This window comes from Streptomyces plumbidurans (assembly GCF_019857225.1).
GTDB lineage: Bacteria > Actinomycetota > Actinomycetes > Streptomycetales > Streptomycetaceae > Streptomyces > Streptomyces plumbidurans.
In genome coordinates this window covers 106,507-123,681 of sequence record NZ_JAFJSY010000028.1, presented here as the reverse complement: position 1 = coordinate 123,681, position 17,175 = coordinate 106,507, and the positions used below count along the sequence as shown (strand labels likewise).

Below are 17,175 nucleotides of genomic sequence, written 5' to 3'. Positions count from 1 at the left end.
GTGTGGCGATGTTCAGAAATATAGACACTGATCAGAAGAACGTACGCGCCTGCCACAGGGAGAGCCCGTGACGCCATCCCCCCTCGCCGCTCGACTCAGCATCCCCAGCGGGCCGCTGTTCTTCCCGGTCACCGCGTTCGGCCCGGACGGCTCGGTCGACCTCGACGTGTACCGCACCCATGTGCGCCGCGGGGTCGACGCCGGGGCCGCCGCGGTCTTCGCCTGCTGCGGCACCGGCGAGTTCCACGCGCTCGCGCCCGAGGAGTTCGAGGCGTGCGTACGGACGGCCGTCGAGGCGGCGGACGGGCGGGTGCCGGTCGTCGCCGGTGCCGGGTACGGGACCGCGCTCGCCGTGCGGTACGCGCGCCTCGCCGAGGCGGCGGGGGCGGACGGACTGCTCGCCATGCCGCCGTACCTCGTGCTCGCCGGGCAGGAGGGGCTGCTGCGCCACTACCGCGAGGTGGCCGCCGCGACCGCGCTGCCCGTGATCGTCTACCAGCGCGACAACGCCGTGTTCACGCCCGAGAGCGTCGTCGAGCTGGCCCGCACGGACGGCATCATCGGCTTCAAGGACGGCCTCGGCGACCTCGACCTGATGCAGCGCATCGTCAGCGCGGTGCGCACCGAGGTCCCCGGCGAGTTCCTGTACTTCAACGGCCTGCCCACCGCCGAGCAGACCCAGCTCGCCTACCGCGCCATCGGCATCGACCTGTACTCGTCCGCCGTGTTCTGCTTCGCCCCGGAGATCGCCCGGGCCTTCTACGAGGCACTGCGCACCGGCGACGACACCACCGCCCACCGCCTCCTCGACGGCTTCTACCGCCCCTTCGTAGAACTGCGCGCCCAGGGACGCGGCTACGCCGTCGCCCTGGTCAAGGCGGGCGTACGGCTGCGGGGACTGGACGCGGGCGAGGTGAGGGCCCCGCTGCACGAGCCCACCGAGGACCATGTCAAGCAGCTCGCGGCGCTGATCGAGCGCGGGTACGCGCTGCTGGAGGACAAGTGAGGGCGTCGGCTTTCGTCTACCCCTGGGACGTCAACGGGGACCCGGAGGCCGCGGAGCGCATCGCCGGTCTCGGGGTGCGGCAGGTGACGCTGGCCGCCGCGTACCACTCCACGCGCGCGCTGACGCCGCGCCACCCGCGCCACCGCATCGTCACCGCCGAGCACGCCGCCGTGCTCTACCCCACGGACGCGCGCTGGGAGGGGCGCGAGATCAGGCCGTACGCCGCCGGGGACTGGGCGCCCGGGGACGCGTACGGCGAGGCCGCGCAGGCGCTCGCGGACGCCGGGCTCGACGTGCACACCTGGGTCGTGCTCGCCCACAACTCCCGCCTGGGCGCCGAGCGTCCGGACACCTCCGTCGTCAACGCCTACGGCGACCGCTATCCGTGGGCCCCGTGCATCGCGCAGCCCGCCACGCGCGCGTACCTCGTCGAACTGGCCGCCGAGGCGGCCGTACGGCCGGGCGCGCGCGGCACCGAGCTGGAGTCCCTCGGCTGGTACGGGCTGCAGCATCTGCACGCCCACGACAAGACCGGCGGGGTCGCTCTCGGCGACGCCGGGACGTATCTGATGGGCCTGTGCTTCTGCCCGTACTGCCGGGAGGGGTACGGCGAACAGGGCTTGGACGCGGACGAGTTGGCGGCCGGAGTGCGCGAGGCGCTGGAGCCGCTGTGGCGGGGCGCGCCGGACGACGGGGGCTGGGCCGGGGTCGAGAAGCTGCTCGGCGGAGCGAGAGCGGCCGCCACGCGCGCGTGGCGCGACGAAACCGCCCGCACCCTGCAGGAGACGGCCGTCGCGGCGGTCCGCGCGGCAGCCCCCGAGGGCTTCCAAGTCCTTCTGCACGCCGACCCGGTGCCGTACCACGCCGGCGCCAACGCGGGCGTCGACCCCACCCACATCCTGTCCGTCGCCGACGGCGTGGTCGTGCCGTGCACCGCCGGCACAGCCCTGCTGCCCCCCTTCGCCGCCCAGCGCCGCCAGGGCGCCGTCATCGCCGCCAACTTCACCGTCGTCTCCGGGATGGGCGGCAGCCCGTCCACCTTGGCGGCGGACGCAGCCGCGGCGGGGGAGGCCGGTGCCACTGAACTGCGGTTGTATCACGCGGGGTTGGCGTCGGACGGCGATCTGTCGGTGGTGCGGGAGGCGCTCGCGCGGCTCTGGACCAGGGCCGCGGCCGTCCCCAGCAGCGCCGTGCCCAGGGCTGTCAGCAGCAGGCGGTAGTCGACCAGTTCGACCAGCGCCGCGCCCACCGCCAGACCGATCACGTTCGGTGTGAACATCAGGGTGTTGGCCGTGGCGGCCGTGCGGCCGAGCAGGGCGGTCGGGGTCTCGCGCTGTACGGCCGTCATCGCCGCGATCAGCACGCACGGCAGCCCGATTCCGCTCGCCGCGCTGCAGGCGAGGGCCACCGCGTCGGACTGCACCGCCCGTCCCGCCACCGCGCACGCCGTCAGGGCGATCCCGAACGCCGCGAACCGGCGGCCGCCCAGCAGGCGCAGCCCGGTGCCCGAGGTCAGTCCCAGCACGACAGAACCGGCGCCCTGGACGGCGTACAGCACACCGGCGTAGGCGGGGGCGTGCCCGAGGCCGTCGACGACGGCGTAGAGCAGCGAGCCGCTCAGGCCCGCGCAGAGCATCGTGGCGCCGCCCGCCAGGACCAGCGGCCGCAGCCGGGTGTGGGCCCACAAGAAGCGCGTGCCCTCGGCCGTCCGCTCCCACCAGCCGGTCGTGGGCGGCGCCGTCCTGTCCTCGCGGACCCGCAGCAGCGTGCAGACCCCCGCGGCCAGCACGAAGGTGACCGAGTCCAGCAGCGCCACCCCCGGGCCGCCGCAGGCCGCGTACAGACCCGCCCCCGCGAGCGGCGCCACCAGCTTCATGCCCTCGGTCGCCGTCATGCGCAGCCCGTTGAAGTCGCCGAGCAGGGACCGGTCGACCGCGGTGGCGACCAGGGCCGACTCGGCCGCGTCCTCGACGACGCCCACGGCGCCGTAGACGAACAGGACCGCGTAGAGCAGCCAGAGACGGCCGGGGGAGTCGACCGTGAAGAGGGTGAGCAGGAGGGCGGCCAGCAGCAGGTTCGTGCCGATCAGCAGGGGCTTGCGGCGCACGCGGTCGGCGAGGGTGCCGAGCAGGGGCCCGGCGAGCGTGGGCGTCCACATGGCCAGCAGGCACAGCGCCGCGAGGCCGTTCGAGCCGGTCAGGTCCTTGACCCACACGCCCGACGCCAGCCACAGCGCCGACGTCCCGAAGCCGGAGACCACCACGCCCACGAGATACAGCCCCGCGTTGCGGTCCCGCAGGACGCGCACCACCGCCCATGCCGGTGTCGATAGCGATGTCGTCATGCCTGGCCATCGTGGGTCTAAGTCCCCCGCTCAGGCATGGGGCAACTGCCTTAGAAAGGCGGCGGAAACCCGTGGGAAGCTGTCGGTAATCCCCATGGGACGCCCTTCGCCGCCGCCCTAGCGTCGGCACCATGAACTACGTCGCCCCGATCTTCATCGGCCTCCTCTACGTCCTGCTGATGTGCCTGGTCCGCGAGCCGCACCGGCGCAGGCTCAACGCCGTCATGGTCGGCGGGGCGGGCGCCGCCTATCTCAGCGGCGGCGGCCTCGGCGGCTGGGAGTTCGCCTTCACCGCGGTGGCCACCTATGTCGCCTACCGGGGCCTGGACTCCTGGACCTTCGTCGGCATCGGCTGGCTGATGCACACCGCGTGGGACGTCGTGCACCACGTCAAGGGCAACCCGATCATCCCCTTCGCCCACGGCTCCTCGCTGGGTTGCGCGATCTGCGACCCGGTGATCGCCCTGTGGTGCCTGGGCGGCGGCCGCACACCGGCCGAGCTGCTGCGCACCGTACGCCCTGAACCCGGGGTGCGATGAGTTTTGCGTCCCGGAACGGTCCAACCCTTGGAGAACCATTCGAGAACCTTCGAGAACCTTCGAGAACCCGGACCACAAGGAGCAGCGGATGACCGACACGACACTCGACCTCGGACCGCAGACGCGGGTCATCGCGAGGCTTGCCCAGGGGGTGCGCGAGGAGCACCTGACGGGTCCGACGCCCTGCCCTGACTACCCCGTGCAGGGCATGCTGGGCCATGTCCTCGGCCTGACCGTCGCCTTCCGCGACGCCGCCCGGAAGGACCTGGGCGGCACGACCGACACCGCCCCGGACCCCGCCGCCGTGCCCGGACTCGCCCCCGGCTGGCGCGAGGAGCTGCCCAAGGTCCTCGACGAACTCGCCGAGGCCTGGCGCGACCCCGCCGCCTGGACCGGCATGACCCGCGCCGGCGGCGTCGACCTGCCGGGCGCGGTCGCGGCCGCCGTAGCCACCGACGAACTGGTGATCCACGGCTGGGACCTCGCCCGCGCCACCGGCCAGGACTACGACCCCGACCCGGCCGCCCTGCGGATGTGCCACGACTTCCTCCTCGCCGCGGCCGACGACCCGAGCCGCGGCAGCATCTTCGGTCCCGTCGTACCGGTTCCGTCCGACGCGGGGCTGCTCGACCGGGCGGTAGGACTGAGCGGACGGACACCGGACTGGCGCCCGGAGCGCTGAAACTTCTTTTGTCAGAACCGTTGACGGACACCGCGCCCCCTCTTACCTTCATCGCGTCGTACTTCGTACGTCATATATGAGACGCGATACGCGAGATCGGATGCCCCAGATCTCACGTGACTTCCGAGAGGCGCGCATGACCTCTGTGCCCCTGCCGATCCCGTCCCGCACGCAATATGTGCTGGACGCGATCAAACACCGCATCCTCACCGGGCAGTTGACGCCCGGGCAGGCCCTGGTCGAGACCGACCTCGCCGCGCAGTTCGGGGTGTCCAAGACCCCCGTGCGCGAGGCGCTCAAGACCCTGGCCGGGACCGGGCTTGTGGTGATGAGCCAGTACAAGGGCGTCACGGTGCGCATGGTGGACGCGGACATGGCGCGCGAGGTCTACGACGTACGGCTGCTGCTCGAACCGGAGGCGCTGCGGCGGGCGGTCGGGCGAGGTGCCTCGCTCGACGCCGCGCGCGACGCCCTGACCCGGGCCGACGAAGCGGCCGACACCGCCGAACGCTCCCTCGCCAACCGGGAGTTCCACCGCGCGCTCTACCTGCCGTGCGGCAACCCGCTGCTCGGCCGGATGCTCGACGAGGTCCGTGACCAGGCCGCCCTGGTCTCCGCCGTGGCCTGGGCCGCCGACCCGTCCTGGGAGCGGGAGGCGGGCGAGCACCGCGAGATCCTGCGGCTCGCCCTCGACGGCGACGCGGACGGCGCTGCCCGTGCCCTGCACGCGCACATCGCGTCCTTCGTGCGGCGAGCGTTCCCCGAGGCCCAGGCAGAGGAAGGTCGGAAATGAGCAGCGCGGCGTTCGAGACCCAGCGGGCGGCCCTGGCCGACGTGGTGGCGATCCCGGTGACCCCGTTCGCCGAGGACGGCACCGTCGACCAGGACGTCCACCGGGCCCTGCTGCGCCGGCTGCTGGACGGCGGCGTCACCACCCTCACCCCGAACGGCAACACCGGTGAGTTCTACGCCCTGACCCCCGAGGAGCGCCGCCTGGTCACCGAGCTGACGCTCGACGAGGCGGGGGACCGGGCCGTGGTCCTGGCCGGTGTCGGTCTCGACGTGCCGACCGCCGTCGAATCCGCCCGGCACGCCCGCGAGCACGGCGCCCGGATGGTGATGGTCCATCAGCCCGTGCACCCGTACGTCTCCCAGGCCGGCTGGGTCGACTATCACCGCGCGATCGCCGAGTCCGTCCCGGATCTGGGCGTCGTCCCGTACATCCGCAACGCCCAGCTCACCGGCGCCCGGCTCGCCCAGCTCGCCGACGCCTGTCCGAACGTGATCGGGGTCAAGTACGCCGTTCCGGACGCCGCCAAGTTCGCCGCCTTCGCGCGGGACGCGGGCCTGGACCGGTTCGTCTGGGTCGCCGGTCTCGCCGAGCCGTACGCCCCTTCCTACTTCTCGGCGGGCGCCACCGGCTTCACCTCGGGGCTGGTGAACGTCGCCCCGTCCGTCTCGCTGAACATGATCGAAGCGCTTCGATCCGGCGACTACCCGGCCGCCATGAAGGTCTGGGAGCAGATCCGCCGCTTCGAGGAGCTGCGGGCGGCGAACGGCTCCGCCGACAACGTCACCGTCGTCAAGGAGGCCCTCGCCTCCCTCGGCCTGTGCCGCCGCGAGGTCCGTCCGCCGAGCAAGCCGCTGCCGGAGAGCAAGCGCGCCGAGGTCGCCGCGATAGCCGCGGGGTGGTCGATATGAAGTCACCCGAAGAGCTCAGAAGCCACCAGTGGTACGGCACCGAGGGCCAGTTGCGCACCTGGTCGCACAACGCCCGTATGCGCCAGCTGGGTTACGAGGACGAGGAGTACCAGGGCCGCCCCGTGATCGCCGTCCTCAACACCTGGTCCGACATCAACCCCTGCCACGTCCATCTGCGCGAGCGCGCCGAGGCGGTCAAGCGCGGGGTGTGGCAGGCCGGGGGCTTCCCGCTCGAATTCCCGGTCGCCACGCTCTCGGAGACGTACCAGAAGCCGACCCCGATGCTCTACCGCAACCTGCTCGCCATGGAGACGGAGGAGCTGCTGCGCTCGTACCCCGTCGACGCGGCGGTGCTGCTCGGCGGCTGCGACAAGTCGACGCCCGCGCTGCTCATGGGCGCGGCCTCGGCCGACGTGCCGTCCCTGTTCATGCCCGCGGGGCCGATGCTGCCGGGGCACTGGCGCGGCGAGACCCTCGGTTCCGGCACCGACATGTGGAAGTACTGGGACGAGCATCGCGCGGGCAACCTGACCGACTGTGAACTGCGCGAGCTGCAGGGCGGGTTGGCGCGCTCGCCGGGTCACTGCATGACGATGGGCACGGCGTCCACGATGACCGCGGCGGCCGAGGCCCTCGGCATGACGCTGCCGGGCGCCTCCTCGATCCCCGCCGTCGACTCCGGGCACGAGCGGATGGCCGCCGCCTCCGGGCGCCGCGCCGTCGAACTGGCCTGGAGCGGCCTCACGCCCTCGCGCATCCTCACCCGCGAGGCCTTCGAGGACGCCGTCACCACCGTGCTCGGGCTCGGCGGCTCCACCAACGCGGTCATCCATCTGATCGCCATGGCGGGGCGCTGCCAAGTGCCGCTCACCCTCGACGACTTCGACCGCATCGCGCGCACCGTGCCGGTGCTGGCGAACGTGCGGCCGGGCGGACGGACGTACCTCATGGAGGACTTCCACTTCGCCGGCGGCCTGCCAGCGTTCCTCTCCCGGATCACCGACCTGCTGCACCTGGACCGGCCGACCGTGAACGGCACGCTGGGAGAGCAGATCGAGGGCGCGGTCGTCCACCACGACGACGTCATCCGCACCCGCGAGAACCCGGTCGCCGCCGAGGGCGGGGTCGCCGTCCTGCGCGGCAACCTCTGCCCGGACGGCGCCGTCATCAAGCACATCGCGGCCGAGCCGCACCTGCTCGAGCACACCGGTCCCGCGGTCGTCTTCGACGACTACCGGACCATGCAACGCACCATCGACGACCCGGAGTTGAACATCACCGCCGACAGCGTGCTGGTGCTGCGGGGCGCCGGGCCCAAGGGCGGCCCCGGCATGCCCGAGTACGGCATGCTGCCCATCCCCGACCACCTGCTCAAGCAGGGCGTGCGGGACATGGTGCGGATCTCCGACGCCCGGATGAGCGGCACGAGTTACGGCACCTGCGTGCTGCACGTCGCGCCCGAGTCGTACGTCGGCGGACCGCTGGCCCTCGTACACACCGGGGACCTCATCACCCTCGACGTCCAGGCACGCTCCCTCCACCTCCACGTGGACGACGCGGAGCTGGAGCGGCGCAGGGCCGACTGGACACCGCCGCCCACCCGTTACGAGCGCGGCTACGGCGCCCTCTACAACGAACAGATCACCCAGGCCGACACCGGCTGCGACTTCGAGTTCCTGGCCCGCAAGGGCAAGGTCGCGGACCCGTACGCCGGCTGACTCCTTCAGCAGCAGAACCTCGCATCGCCACACCCGTGAAGAAAGCGCTTCCTGCACCACCGGAGCAAGCCGCACGCACGACGCACCGAGAACGGAGACCTGTCATGGCCCAAGCCGCAGCCGTGGTGAAACCACCCCGGCGGCGCCGTGCCTCCGCCACACCGCGCAGGCTCCCGTACCTGCTGATCGCACCGGCGGCCCTGCTCATGCTGGGCTTCATCGCCTACCCGGTCATCAGCGTCTTCTACTACAGCCTGCAGAACTACAACCCCACCAAGCCGTGGCGGAACGGCTTCGCGGGCTTCGACAACTTCGTCCAGATCTTCACCAAGGACCCGCAGTTCTGGGACACGCTGACCTTCAGCGCCAATTGGGTCTTCGTCGAAGTCGGTCTGCAGCTGCTCTTCGGCCTCGCGCTCGCACTGATCGTCAACCAGAGCTTCGTCGGCCGGGCGGTGGGCCGCGCGCTCGTCTTCTCCCCGTGGGCCGTCTCCGGCGTGCTGACCTCGGCGATCTGGGTGCTGCTCTACAACTCCCAGACGGGCATCACCCGTTACCTCGCGGACATGGGCATCGGCTCGTACGGCACCAGCTGGCTGTCGGACACCTCCACCGTCTTCCCGGCGGCGATCACCGCCGACCTGTGGCGCGGTGTCCCCTTCTTCGCGATCCTCATCCTCGCCGACCTGCAGTCCGTCTCGAAGGACCTGTACGAGGCCGCCGAGGTCGACGGGGCCAGCCGGCTCAAGCAGTTCTGGCACATCACCCTGCCGCACCTGAAGGACGCGATCGTCCTGTCCACGCTGCTGCGCGCGGTGTGGGAGTTCAACAACGTCGACCTGCTCTACACACTCACCGGCGGCGGACCGGCGGGGGAGACCACCACCCTGCCCCTCTACGTCGCCAACACCAGCGTCGACGCTCACAACTTCGGCTACGCGTCCGCCCTGACCACGGTGGCGTTCGTGATCCTGCTCTTCTGCTCGATCGTCTATCTGCGGCTGAGCAAGTTCGGAGGTGAGGGGAAGTGATCACCGAGATCGCTCCCGTGCCGGACCGCGTGACGTCCGAGCCCGCCCGGCCGAGAAGGAAGCGCCGCGCCTGGGACGAGGTCCCCCGCTGGCACATCTACGTACCGCTCACCCTCTATCTGCTCTTCACCCTCGTCCCCTTCTACTGGATCCTGCTGTTCGCGCTGCGCCCGGCCGGCTCGACCTCCCTCGTGCCCTGGCCGATGACCCTCGACCACTTCGACAAGGTCTGGAACGACCGTGCCTTCGCCACCTTCTTCCAGAACAGCGTGCTGGTCGGCATCGCGACCCTGGTGATGACGACGCTGGTCGCCCTGGCCGGCGGCTACGCCCTCGCCCGGTTCGACTTCCGGGTCAAGAAGGCCTTCATGCTGGCCCTGCTCTGCACCCAGTTCGTGCCGGGCGCGCTGCTCCTGGTGCCGCTGTTCGAGATCTTCGCCAAGCTGCAGATGATCAACTCCCTGGGCAGCGTCATCATCGCCGAGACCGTCTTCCAGCTGCCGCTGTCGATGATCCTGATCAGCGGGTTCATCCGGAACGTGCCGGCCTCGCTGGAGGAGGCCGCCTGGGTCGACGGCTGCAACCGGTTCACCGCCTTCCGCATCGTCGTACTGCCGCTGCTGCGGCCCGGGTTGATCGCGGTCGGCTCCTTCGCCTTCGTGCACGCCTGGAACCACTTCCTGTTCGCCCTGATGTTCCTGAGCGACCAGGGCAAGCAGACCATCCCGGTCGGCCTCAACACCCTGATGAGCGCGGACAGCGTCGACCTCGGCGCGCTCGCCGCGGGCGGCATCATCGCGGCCGTACCCGTCGTGATCGTGTTCGCCTTCATCCAGAAGTGGCTGATCACCGGATTCAGTGCGGGGGCGGTGAAGGGATGAGACTGCGTCGACTCGCGGTGCACAGCGGGGTGTTGGCAGCGGCCGACGTGCCGGTGCCCGCCGGTGCGCGCCACATGGGCCCGGACATGGCGGGCGCGGGGAGGAACCCATGACCGTACCCGTCGTCCTCGCGGGCGCCCGCGGCCACGGCCGCCGGCACCTGGACAACATCCGCCGCCTTGAGGACCAGGGCGTCGTCCGGCTCGCCGGGATCTGCGAGCTGACCCCGCTGGCCGCCGACGAGATCCCCGAAGGGCTCGGCACACCCGAGCAGTCCGCCGACCTCGGGACGCTCCTCGACGCCACGGGCGCCCGGATCGCGGTGATCTCCACACCGATCCCGACCCACACCGACCTGGCGCTGACGGCCGCCCGCAGGGGGGTGCACCTGCTCCTGGAGAAGCCGCCCGCACCGTCCTTCGCGGAGTTTTGCCGCATGGCCGACGGGGTCGCCGAAGCGGGTGTCGCCTGCCAGATCGGCTTCCAGTCGCTGGGCTCCCTGGCCGTGCCCGCGATCCTCGCGATGGCCGACGAGGGCGCCATCGGCGAGGTCGTAGGGATCGGCGGGGCCGGCGCCTGGGCGCGCGCGCAGTCCTACTACCGGCGCGCGCCCTGGGCGGGCAGGCGGCGCCTGCACGGCGCCGACGTGATCGACGGCGTGCTGACCAACCCCCTCGCGCACGCGGTCGCCACCGCCCTCGCCCTGGGCCGCTCCATCCACGACGAGGACGTCACCGGCATCGAGCTGGAGCTGCGGCGCGCCAACGACATCGAGTCCGACGACACCTCCTGCGTACGCGTCACCACCGCCCGGGGCGTCCCGGTCACCGTCGCCGCGACCCTGTGCGCCGAGCACCCCGGCGAACCGTATGTCGTGGTGCACGGCACCAGCGGCCGCATCACCTTCTGGTACAAGCAGGACCGCGTCCTGCTCCAGCGCGCGGGTCACGGACCCGAGGAGTACGCGTACGGCCGCACCGACCTGCTGGAGAACCTGGTCGGCCACCTCACCGACGGCACCCCGCTGCTGGTCCCTCCCGCCTCGACCGGGGCCTTCATGACGGTCGTTGAAGCGATTCGACAGGCGCCCGACCCGGCCCCGCTGCCGGCCGGGGCCTGGCACGACGTGCCCGACGAGGACCGCAGGGTCGTCGACGGCGTCGACCGGCTCGTCGCCGCCTGCGCCGACACCCTCGCCCTCTACTCCGAACTCGGCGCCACCTGGGCCCTGCCGAAAGAGGTGAGCACCTGATGACGACCAACGACTCGCCCGTGCTGCGCGTCGCGGGCCGCCCGGTCGGCCGCTGCGTCACCCGGCCCGAGCTGCCGGCCCGGCTCTCCCCGCGACCGTATCTGCACCCCGTGACCACTCTGGCCGGTACGGCGGTCACCGAGCTGAGCCCCGCCGACCACACCCACCACCTCGGCGTCGGTGTCGCCGTTCCCGACGTCGAGGGTCACAACTTCTGGGGCGGACGGACCTTCGTCCGCGACCAGGGCCCCACCGAGCTGGACAACCACGGCGCCCAGCGCCACACCTCCTTCCAGCTGCGCGAACCCGGCGGCTTCGTCGAGGAGCTGCGGTGGATGGCGTCCGGCGCCGAGCTGCTGCGCGAGCGCCGCACCGTGGCGGCCACCGAACTCACCGACACCGCCTGGGCGTTGGACTTCACCTTCTCCCTGACCAATGTCACCCCCGGCCTGCTCTCCATCGGCAGCCCCGCCACCAACGGACGCCCCGGCGCCGCCTACGGCGGCTTCTTCTGGCGGGCCCGCAAGGAGCAGTTGGCACCGCACGTCTTCACCGCGGACCGCGAGGGCGAGACCGAGGTGCACGGCACCCGGGCCGACTGGCTCGCGCTCGCGGGCAGCACCTGGACCCTGGTCTTCGCCGGGGCCACCGATGCCACCCGCCAAGACCCGTGGTTCGTGCGCGCCGCCGAATACCCGGGCGTGGGCTCGTCGTTGGCGCACGAGGCCCGGTTGCCGGTCCCGCCCGGTGAGACGGTCGTGCGGCGCGTGGTCACCGTGGTCGCCGACGGCGGCCTGGGCCCGGACGAAGCGGCGGCACTGGTGCGCAAGGCGGTGAACCAGTGACGTACACCAACCCCGTCCTGAACGCCGACTGGTCCGACCCGGACGTCGTCCGCGTCGGCGACGACTTCTACCTCGCCGCGTCGAGCTTCGGCCGCGTGCCGGGGCTGCCGCTGCTGCACTCCCGCGACCTGGTCAACTGGACGCTGATCGGCCACGCCCTGCAACGCCTCGAACCCGCCGCCGAGTTCAGGACCCCACGCCACGACGGCGGGGTCTGGGCACCCTCGATCCGGCACCACGAGGACCGCTTCTGGATCTACTGGGGCGACCCCGACCAGGGCATCTTCCAGGTCAACGCCCCCGAGATACGCGGCCCTTGGACCCGCCCGCACCTGGTCAAGGCCGGAAAGGGACTCATCGACCCCTGCCCGCTGTGGGACGAGGAGACCGGCGAGGCCTATCTCGTGCACGCTTGGGCCAGGTCACGCTCCGGCGTCAAGAACCGCCTCACCGGCCACCGGATGCACCCCGACGGCACCGAACTCCTCGACGAGGGCAAGGTGATCGTCGACGGCGACCGGATACCGGGGTGGTTCACCCTCGAAGGCCCCAAGCTCTATCGCCACGACGGCTGGTTCTGGATCCTCGCCCCGGCCGGGGGTGTCGAGACCGGCTGGCAGGGCGCCCTGCGTTCACGCGGCTTCTTCGGGCCCTACGAGGAGCGCATCGTCCTGGAGCAGAAGGACACCGACGTCAACGGGCCGCACCAGGGCGGCTGGGTGCGCACCCCGTCCGGCGAGGACTGGTTCCTGCACTTCCAGCACAAGGGCGCCTACGGCCGGGTCGTGCACCTCCAGCCTATGCGCTGGGGTGCGGACGGCTGGCCGGTGATCGGGAACGACGGCGCCCCCGTCGCCGCGCACGAGAATCCCGGGCTGCCCCCGCAACCGCCCGCCGCGCCCGCCACCGACGACGACTTCCCCGGCGGACGCTTCGGCCGCCAGTGGTCGTGGACCGCCAACCCCCGGGCGGGCTGGGCCACTCAGCACTCCGGCGACGGCCTCAGACTGACCTGCGTCCGCTCCGCCGACGCGCACGACCTGCGCCGGCTCCCGAACATCCTCACCCAACGCCTGCCCGGCACCCCGTCCGCCGTCGAGGTGGACCTCACCCTGCACAGCGAGGAACCGGGAGCACGCGCCGGACTCGCGGTAATCGGGGACGCGTACGAATGGATCGGGCTCCAGCGGGAGTCCGACGGGACGGTCCGGCTGGTTCACCGGTTCGCCGAGACGGTCGCGGAGCACGAACGGGACGCCGCCCATCCGCTGCCCGCCCCCGGGCACCGCGTACGCCTGCGCATCGAGATCGGCGCCGGAGCACGCTGCCGCTTCTTCCACGACCTCGGGGACGGCCCGCGCCCCTCGGGACCCGTGTTCGCCGCCACCCCCTGGCGCTGGGTCGGCGCCCTGCTCGGCCTGTTCGCGCTGGCGCCCACCGGGACGGGTCACGCCGGGGCGGCGACCTTCACGCACTTCGGCATCAACTCCCTGTAGCCCCCGACCACTTCGCATGTCCGTCCGTCCAGAAGAAGAGAGCCGACCAATGAAGAGCAGCATCCGCAGAAGCAGGCGCGCGGCCGTCGCCGTCGCCCTGGGCTCCGTGCTCGCGCTGACCGCCACCGCCTGCGGCGACGACGGCAGCGGAAGCGCGGGGGACAAGGGCAACGAGGGCTCCGGCAAGGGCGAGATCACCTTCTGGGACAACAACGGCGGTGTCCGCACCGACATCTGGAAGGAGATCATCGCCGACTTCGAGAAGAAGAACCCGGACATCAAGGTCAACTACGTCGGCATTCCCGCCGCGAGCGCCCAGTCCAAGTACGACACCGCCATCCAGGGCGGCGGGCTCCCGGACGTCGGCGGCGTGGGCACCGCGATGCTCGCCGAGGTCGCGGTGCAGGGCGCGCTGGAGCCGCTGGACAGCCGGCTGTCGAAGAGTTCGCTGAACGGCAAGCTCAGCCAGAACCTGGTGGACAGCAGCAAGGCCGCGGGCGGCGGCGACAAGCTGTACCAGATCCCCACCTCGTCGAACAACGGAACGCTGTGGTACCGCACCGACCTGTTCAAGAAGGCCGGTCTGGACGCGCCGACGACCTGGGACAAGTTCTACACGGCCGCCGACAAGCTCACGAACAAGGGCAAGAACGAGTTCGGGTTCACCATTCGCGGCGGTGAGGGATCCATCGCGCCCGCGCTGGACGCGGCGTACAGCCAGAGCGGGATCACCTCGTTCTGGAACGGGGACAAGACGACGGTCAATGACCCCAAGAACGTGGCCGCGTTGGAGAAGTACGTCGCGCTCTACAAGAAGGACACCCCGTCCGCTGACGTCAACAACGACTTCACCAAGATGGTCGCCCAGTGGGACAGCGGCACCATCGGAATGCTGAGCCACAACCTCGGTTCGTACCAGGACCATCTGAAGGCGCTCGGTGCCGGGAAGTTCCGGGGCCTGCCCAACCCGACGCAGGCCGACGGAACTCGGGTGCAGGTCTCCAACCCGGTCGACGGGATGAGCCTGTTCAAGTCCAGCAAGAACAAGGCGGCCGCCTGGAAGTTCATCGAGTTCGCCGTCTCGCACGAGGAGAACTCGAAGTTCAACGAGTCCGCCGGGCAGATTCCCGCGAACACGGATGCCGCAGGGGATGCGTGGATCCAGAAGTCGGAGCCCACGAAGCTCGCGGCGCAAGCGCTGAACGGTGACGGCACGAAGATCGTGCAGCTGCCGTACTACCTGCCGGACTGGAACACGATCTCCAAGTCCGACAACGAGCCGAACTTCCAGAAGGTGCTGCTCGGGAAGATGAGCGTGAAGGACTTTCTGGACACGCTCGCCGATCAGTTGAACAAGGCGCAGGGGGATTGGAAGCAGAACCACTGAGGTTGCGGGTGGTTGCTGATTGTGGGGGACTGCCGGTCGGTTGTGGCTGGTCGCGCAGTTCCCCGCGCCCCTAAGAGGCAAGCTCCTCCAACCTATGTTTGAAAGGTACTGGTGTGTCCCTTACTCGAAGACAGGTCGGCCTGGCGGCAGCCGCCGCTGTACCTCTCGCCCTTTCGGGCGTCGGCAACGCGCAGGCGGCGTCGCGCCGTCGCACGCTCTATATCGCCGGTGATTCCACCGCCGCGCAGAAATACGCGGATGCCGCTCCCGAGACCGGGTGGGGCATGGCGCTTCCGTTCTTTCTGCGGAAGGGCCTTGTTGTCGCCAATCACGCGGTGAACGGGCGCAGTTCGAAGAGTTTCGTGGACGAGGGGCGGCTCGATGCGATCCTCGACCTGATCCGGCCCGGGGACTTTCTCCTCGTGCAGTTCGCGCACAACGACGAGAAGAGCGAGGATCCGACCCGGTACACCGAGCCGTGGACGACGTACCAGGAGTATCTGCGGCTGTACATCGAGGGAGCGCGGGCGCACGGGGCCCGGCCCGTGCTCGCCACTCCGGTCGAGCGCCGCAGGTTCGACGCGGACGGGAACGCCGTACCGACGCATGGCGAGTATCCGGCGGCGATGCGTGCGCTCGCAGGGCGGGAGCGGGTGCCGCTGCTCGACATCGAGGCACTGTCGCTGGCGCTGTGGCAGAGGCTCGGGGTCGAGGAGACGAAGGTCTACTTCAACTGGACCGCCACCGAGCAGGACAACACGCACTTCAATCCGCCGGGCGCGATCGCCGTGGCGCGGCTCGTGGCGCGGGAGTTGCTGCGCACCCGGGTACTCGCGCCCCGCGACGTCGTCCGGCTGCACGACGAGATTCCGACGTCCTGGATCACCTGGCCCGAGGCGACCGACACACCGGCCGCGTAACCGAGGAGAGCCGCACAGTGCGTACACAGATATGTCATGGACGCGTCATAGCGTCGCTCGTGGGATGCACCGCCCTGGTGCTCGGCGTGACGGGCACGGCCGCCGCGCACGACCAGCACCGTGACCCCGCCCGGCAGGTGCTGGGCGCGAACGACGGCTGGGGGTCCTACGGCACCGGCACCACCGGCGGCGCGGCCGCCGACGCCGCACACGTCTACACCGTCACCGACTGGGACGGCTTCAAGGCCGCCCTGGCCGACGGCGGCAGCGCACCGAAGATCATCAAGGTGAAGGGCGTCATCGACGCCGACGGGCCGAGCTGCGACTCGTTCCAGGTGCCGGGCTACGACTTCGACGCCTATCTCGCCACGTACGACCCCGCGGTGTGGGGTCACGACAAGACCCTGGACGACGAGCCCGACGACAGCCCCGAGGGCCTGCGCCGCGCCTCCGCCGCCAACCAGGACGCGTACATCAAGGCCACCGTGCCCGCCAACACCACCATCATCGGGGTCGGCAGGAACGCCGGCTTCAACGGCGCCAGCCTGCAGATCAAGGACGTCGACAACGTCATCGTGCGCAACCTCGCCTTCGAGAGCCCGCTCGACTGCTTCCCGCAGTGGGACCCGACCGACACCGCCGACGGCAACTGGAACTCCGAGTACGACAGCGCGGTCGTCTACGGCTCCACGCACGTGTGGATGGACCACGACACGTTCACCGACGGCGACCACCCCGACAGCACGCTGCCGAGCTACTACGGGCGGATCTACGAGCAGCACGACGGCGAGCTCGACATCGTCAAGGGCGCCGACTACGTCACGGCCTCCTGGAACGTCTTCGAGGACCACGACAAGACGATTTTGATCGGCAACAGCGACAGCGCCTCCACGGCCGCCGTCGACCGCGGCCACCTCAAGGTCACCTTCCACCACAACCTGTTCTCCAACCTGGTGGAGCGGGCCCCGCGCGTCCGCTTCGGGCAGGTCGACTCGTACAACAACCACTTCGTGGCCAAGGACGGCTACGGCTACAGCTACGGGATCGGCATGGAGTCCCAACTCGTCGCGCAGCACAACGCGTTCACGCTGCCGGACGGGATCGGCGCCGGGACGATCCTCAAGCGGTGGAACGACTCGCCGCTGACCGCCGACGACAACTACGTCAACGGCAAGCGGGTCGATCTGATCGCCGTCCACAACGCCGAGGTGCCGACCGAGATCCTGCGGTCCGGCGCGGGCTGGACGCCGACCCTGCGCACCCGGATCGACCCGGTCAGGGCGGTCCCCGGGATCGTCGACCACCGCGCGGGCGCGGGCCGCCTGCACTGACGCAACCCCATCCGCACCGGCCGGGACACCCCCGTCCCGGCC

At 70.8% G+C, this 17,175-nt stretch carries 15 protein-coding genes and 1 pseudogene; 15 read left to right on the top strand and 1 reads right to left on the bottom strand.

Annotation, left to right across the window (positions count from 1 at the left end):
- Positions 1–67 precede the first annotated feature (67 nt).
- Positions 68–1,006 (top strand): 5-dehydro-4-deoxyglucarate dehydratase, encoded by a 939-nt coding sequence (locus JYK17_RS19945; RefSeq protein ID WP_108013595.1) that lies wholly within the window; start codon positions 68–70, stop codon positions 1,004–1,006.
- Positions 1,003–2,226: a hypothetical protein gene (locus tag JYK17_RS19940; RefSeq protein WP_234547589.1), complete on the top strand. Its 1,224-nt coding sequence runs from the start codon at positions 1,003–1,005 to the stop codon at positions 2,224–2,226. Before JYK17_RS19945 ends, JYK17_RS19940 begins: the two co-directional genes overlap by 4 nt.
- A 47-nt stretch (positions 2,227–2,273) precedes the next feature.
- Here the strand turns inward: JYK17_RS19940 and JYK17_RS19935 are convergent.
- Positions 2,274–3,350, bottom strand: a pseudogene (locus tag JYK17_RS19935) (MFS transporter); the annotation flags it as partial.
- Positions 3,351–3,481: 131 nt separating this feature from the next.
- Here JYK17_RS19935 and JYK17_RS19930 point away from each other — a divergent pair.
- From JYK17_RS19930 to JYK17_RS19870, 13 genes are all read left to right on the top strand, one after another.
- Positions 3,482–3,889: a DUF6010 family protein gene (locus JYK17_RS19930; protein WP_128803404.1), complete on the top strand. Its 408-nt coding sequence runs from the start codon at positions 3,482–3,484 to the stop codon at positions 3,887–3,889.
- Positions 3,890–3,977: 88 nt separating this feature from the next.
- Positions 3,978–4,571 carry a TIGR03086 family metal-binding protein gene (locus JYK17_RS19925; protein ID WP_108013599.1) on the top strand — a complete coding sequence of 198 codons (594 nt, stop codon included), beginning with the start codon at positions 3,978–3,980 and terminating at the stop codon, positions 4,569–4,571.
- A gap of 136 nt (positions 4,572–4,707) precedes the next feature.
- Positions 4,708–5,364 (top strand): GntR family transcriptional regulator, encoded by a 657-nt coding sequence (locus tag JYK17_RS19920; RefSeq protein WP_108013724.1) that lies wholly within the window; start codon positions 4,708–4,710, stop codon positions 5,362–5,364.
- Complete coding sequence (locus JYK17_RS19915; protein ID WP_108013600.1) at positions 5,361–6,272, top strand: dihydrodipicolinate synthase family protein; 912 nt, start codon at positions 5,361–5,363, stop codon at positions 6,270–6,272. The genes JYK17_RS19920 and JYK17_RS19915 overlap by 4 nt, the downstream gene beginning before the upstream one ends.
- On the top strand, positions 6,269–7,990 hold the full coding sequence (araD, locus tag JYK17_RS19910; protein WP_164932278.1) for an L-arabinonate dehydratase: 1,722 nt from the start codon (positions 6,269–6,271) through the stop codon (positions 7,988–7,990). Before JYK17_RS19915 ends, araD begins: the two co-directional genes overlap by 4 nt.
- A gap of 104 nt (positions 7,991–8,094) precedes the next feature.
- Entirely contained in the window at positions 8,095–9,021 is a 927-nt protein-coding gene (locus JYK17_RS19905) for a carbohydrate ABC transporter permease (protein WP_222810912.1), read from the top strand.
- Entirely contained in the window at positions 9,018–9,902 is an 885-nt protein-coding gene (locus tag JYK17_RS19900) for a carbohydrate ABC transporter permease (RefSeq protein WP_222810911.1), read from the top strand. The genes JYK17_RS19905 and JYK17_RS19900 overlap by 4 nt, the downstream gene beginning before the upstream one ends.
- A gap of 109 nt (positions 9,903–10,011) precedes the next feature.
- A complete protein-coding gene (locus tag JYK17_RS19895; RefSeq protein WP_128803407.1) occupies positions 10,012–11,154 on the top strand; it encodes a Gfo/Idh/MocA family protein in 1,143 nt (380 codons plus the stop codon).
- The gene (locus tag JYK17_RS19890) at positions 11,154–11,999 is read left to right on the top strand and encodes a DUF6807 domain-containing protein (RefSeq protein ID WP_128803408.1); all 846 of its coding nucleotides are present in this window, start codon (positions 11,154–11,156) and stop codon (positions 11,997–11,999) included. The genes JYK17_RS19895 and JYK17_RS19890 overlap by 1 nt, the downstream gene beginning before the upstream one ends.
- Entirely contained in the window at positions 11,996–13,495 is a 1,500-nt protein-coding gene (locus JYK17_RS19885; protein ID WP_128803409.1) for a glycoside hydrolase family 43 protein, read from the top strand. Before JYK17_RS19890 ends, JYK17_RS19885 begins: the two co-directional genes overlap by 4 nt.
- 49 nt (positions 13,496–13,544) lie before the next feature.
- Positions 13,545–14,882, top strand: a complete 1,338-nt coding sequence (locus JYK17_RS19880) for an ABC transporter substrate-binding protein (protein WP_108013607.1) — start codon at positions 13,545–13,547, stop codon at positions 14,880–14,882.
- A 113-nt stretch (positions 14,883–14,995) separates the two neighbouring features.
- Complete coding sequence (locus JYK17_RS19875) at positions 14,996–15,802, top strand: rhamnogalacturonan acetylesterase (RefSeq protein ID WP_222810910.1); 807 nt, start codon at positions 14,996–14,998, stop codon at positions 15,800–15,802.
- 17 nt (positions 15,803–15,819) lie between these two features.
- A complete protein-coding gene (locus tag JYK17_RS19870) occupies positions 15,820–17,133 on the top strand; it encodes a pectate lyase family protein (RefSeq protein WP_108013609.1) in 1,314 nt (437 codons plus the stop codon).
- Positions 17,134–17,175: the final 42 nt, after the last annotated feature.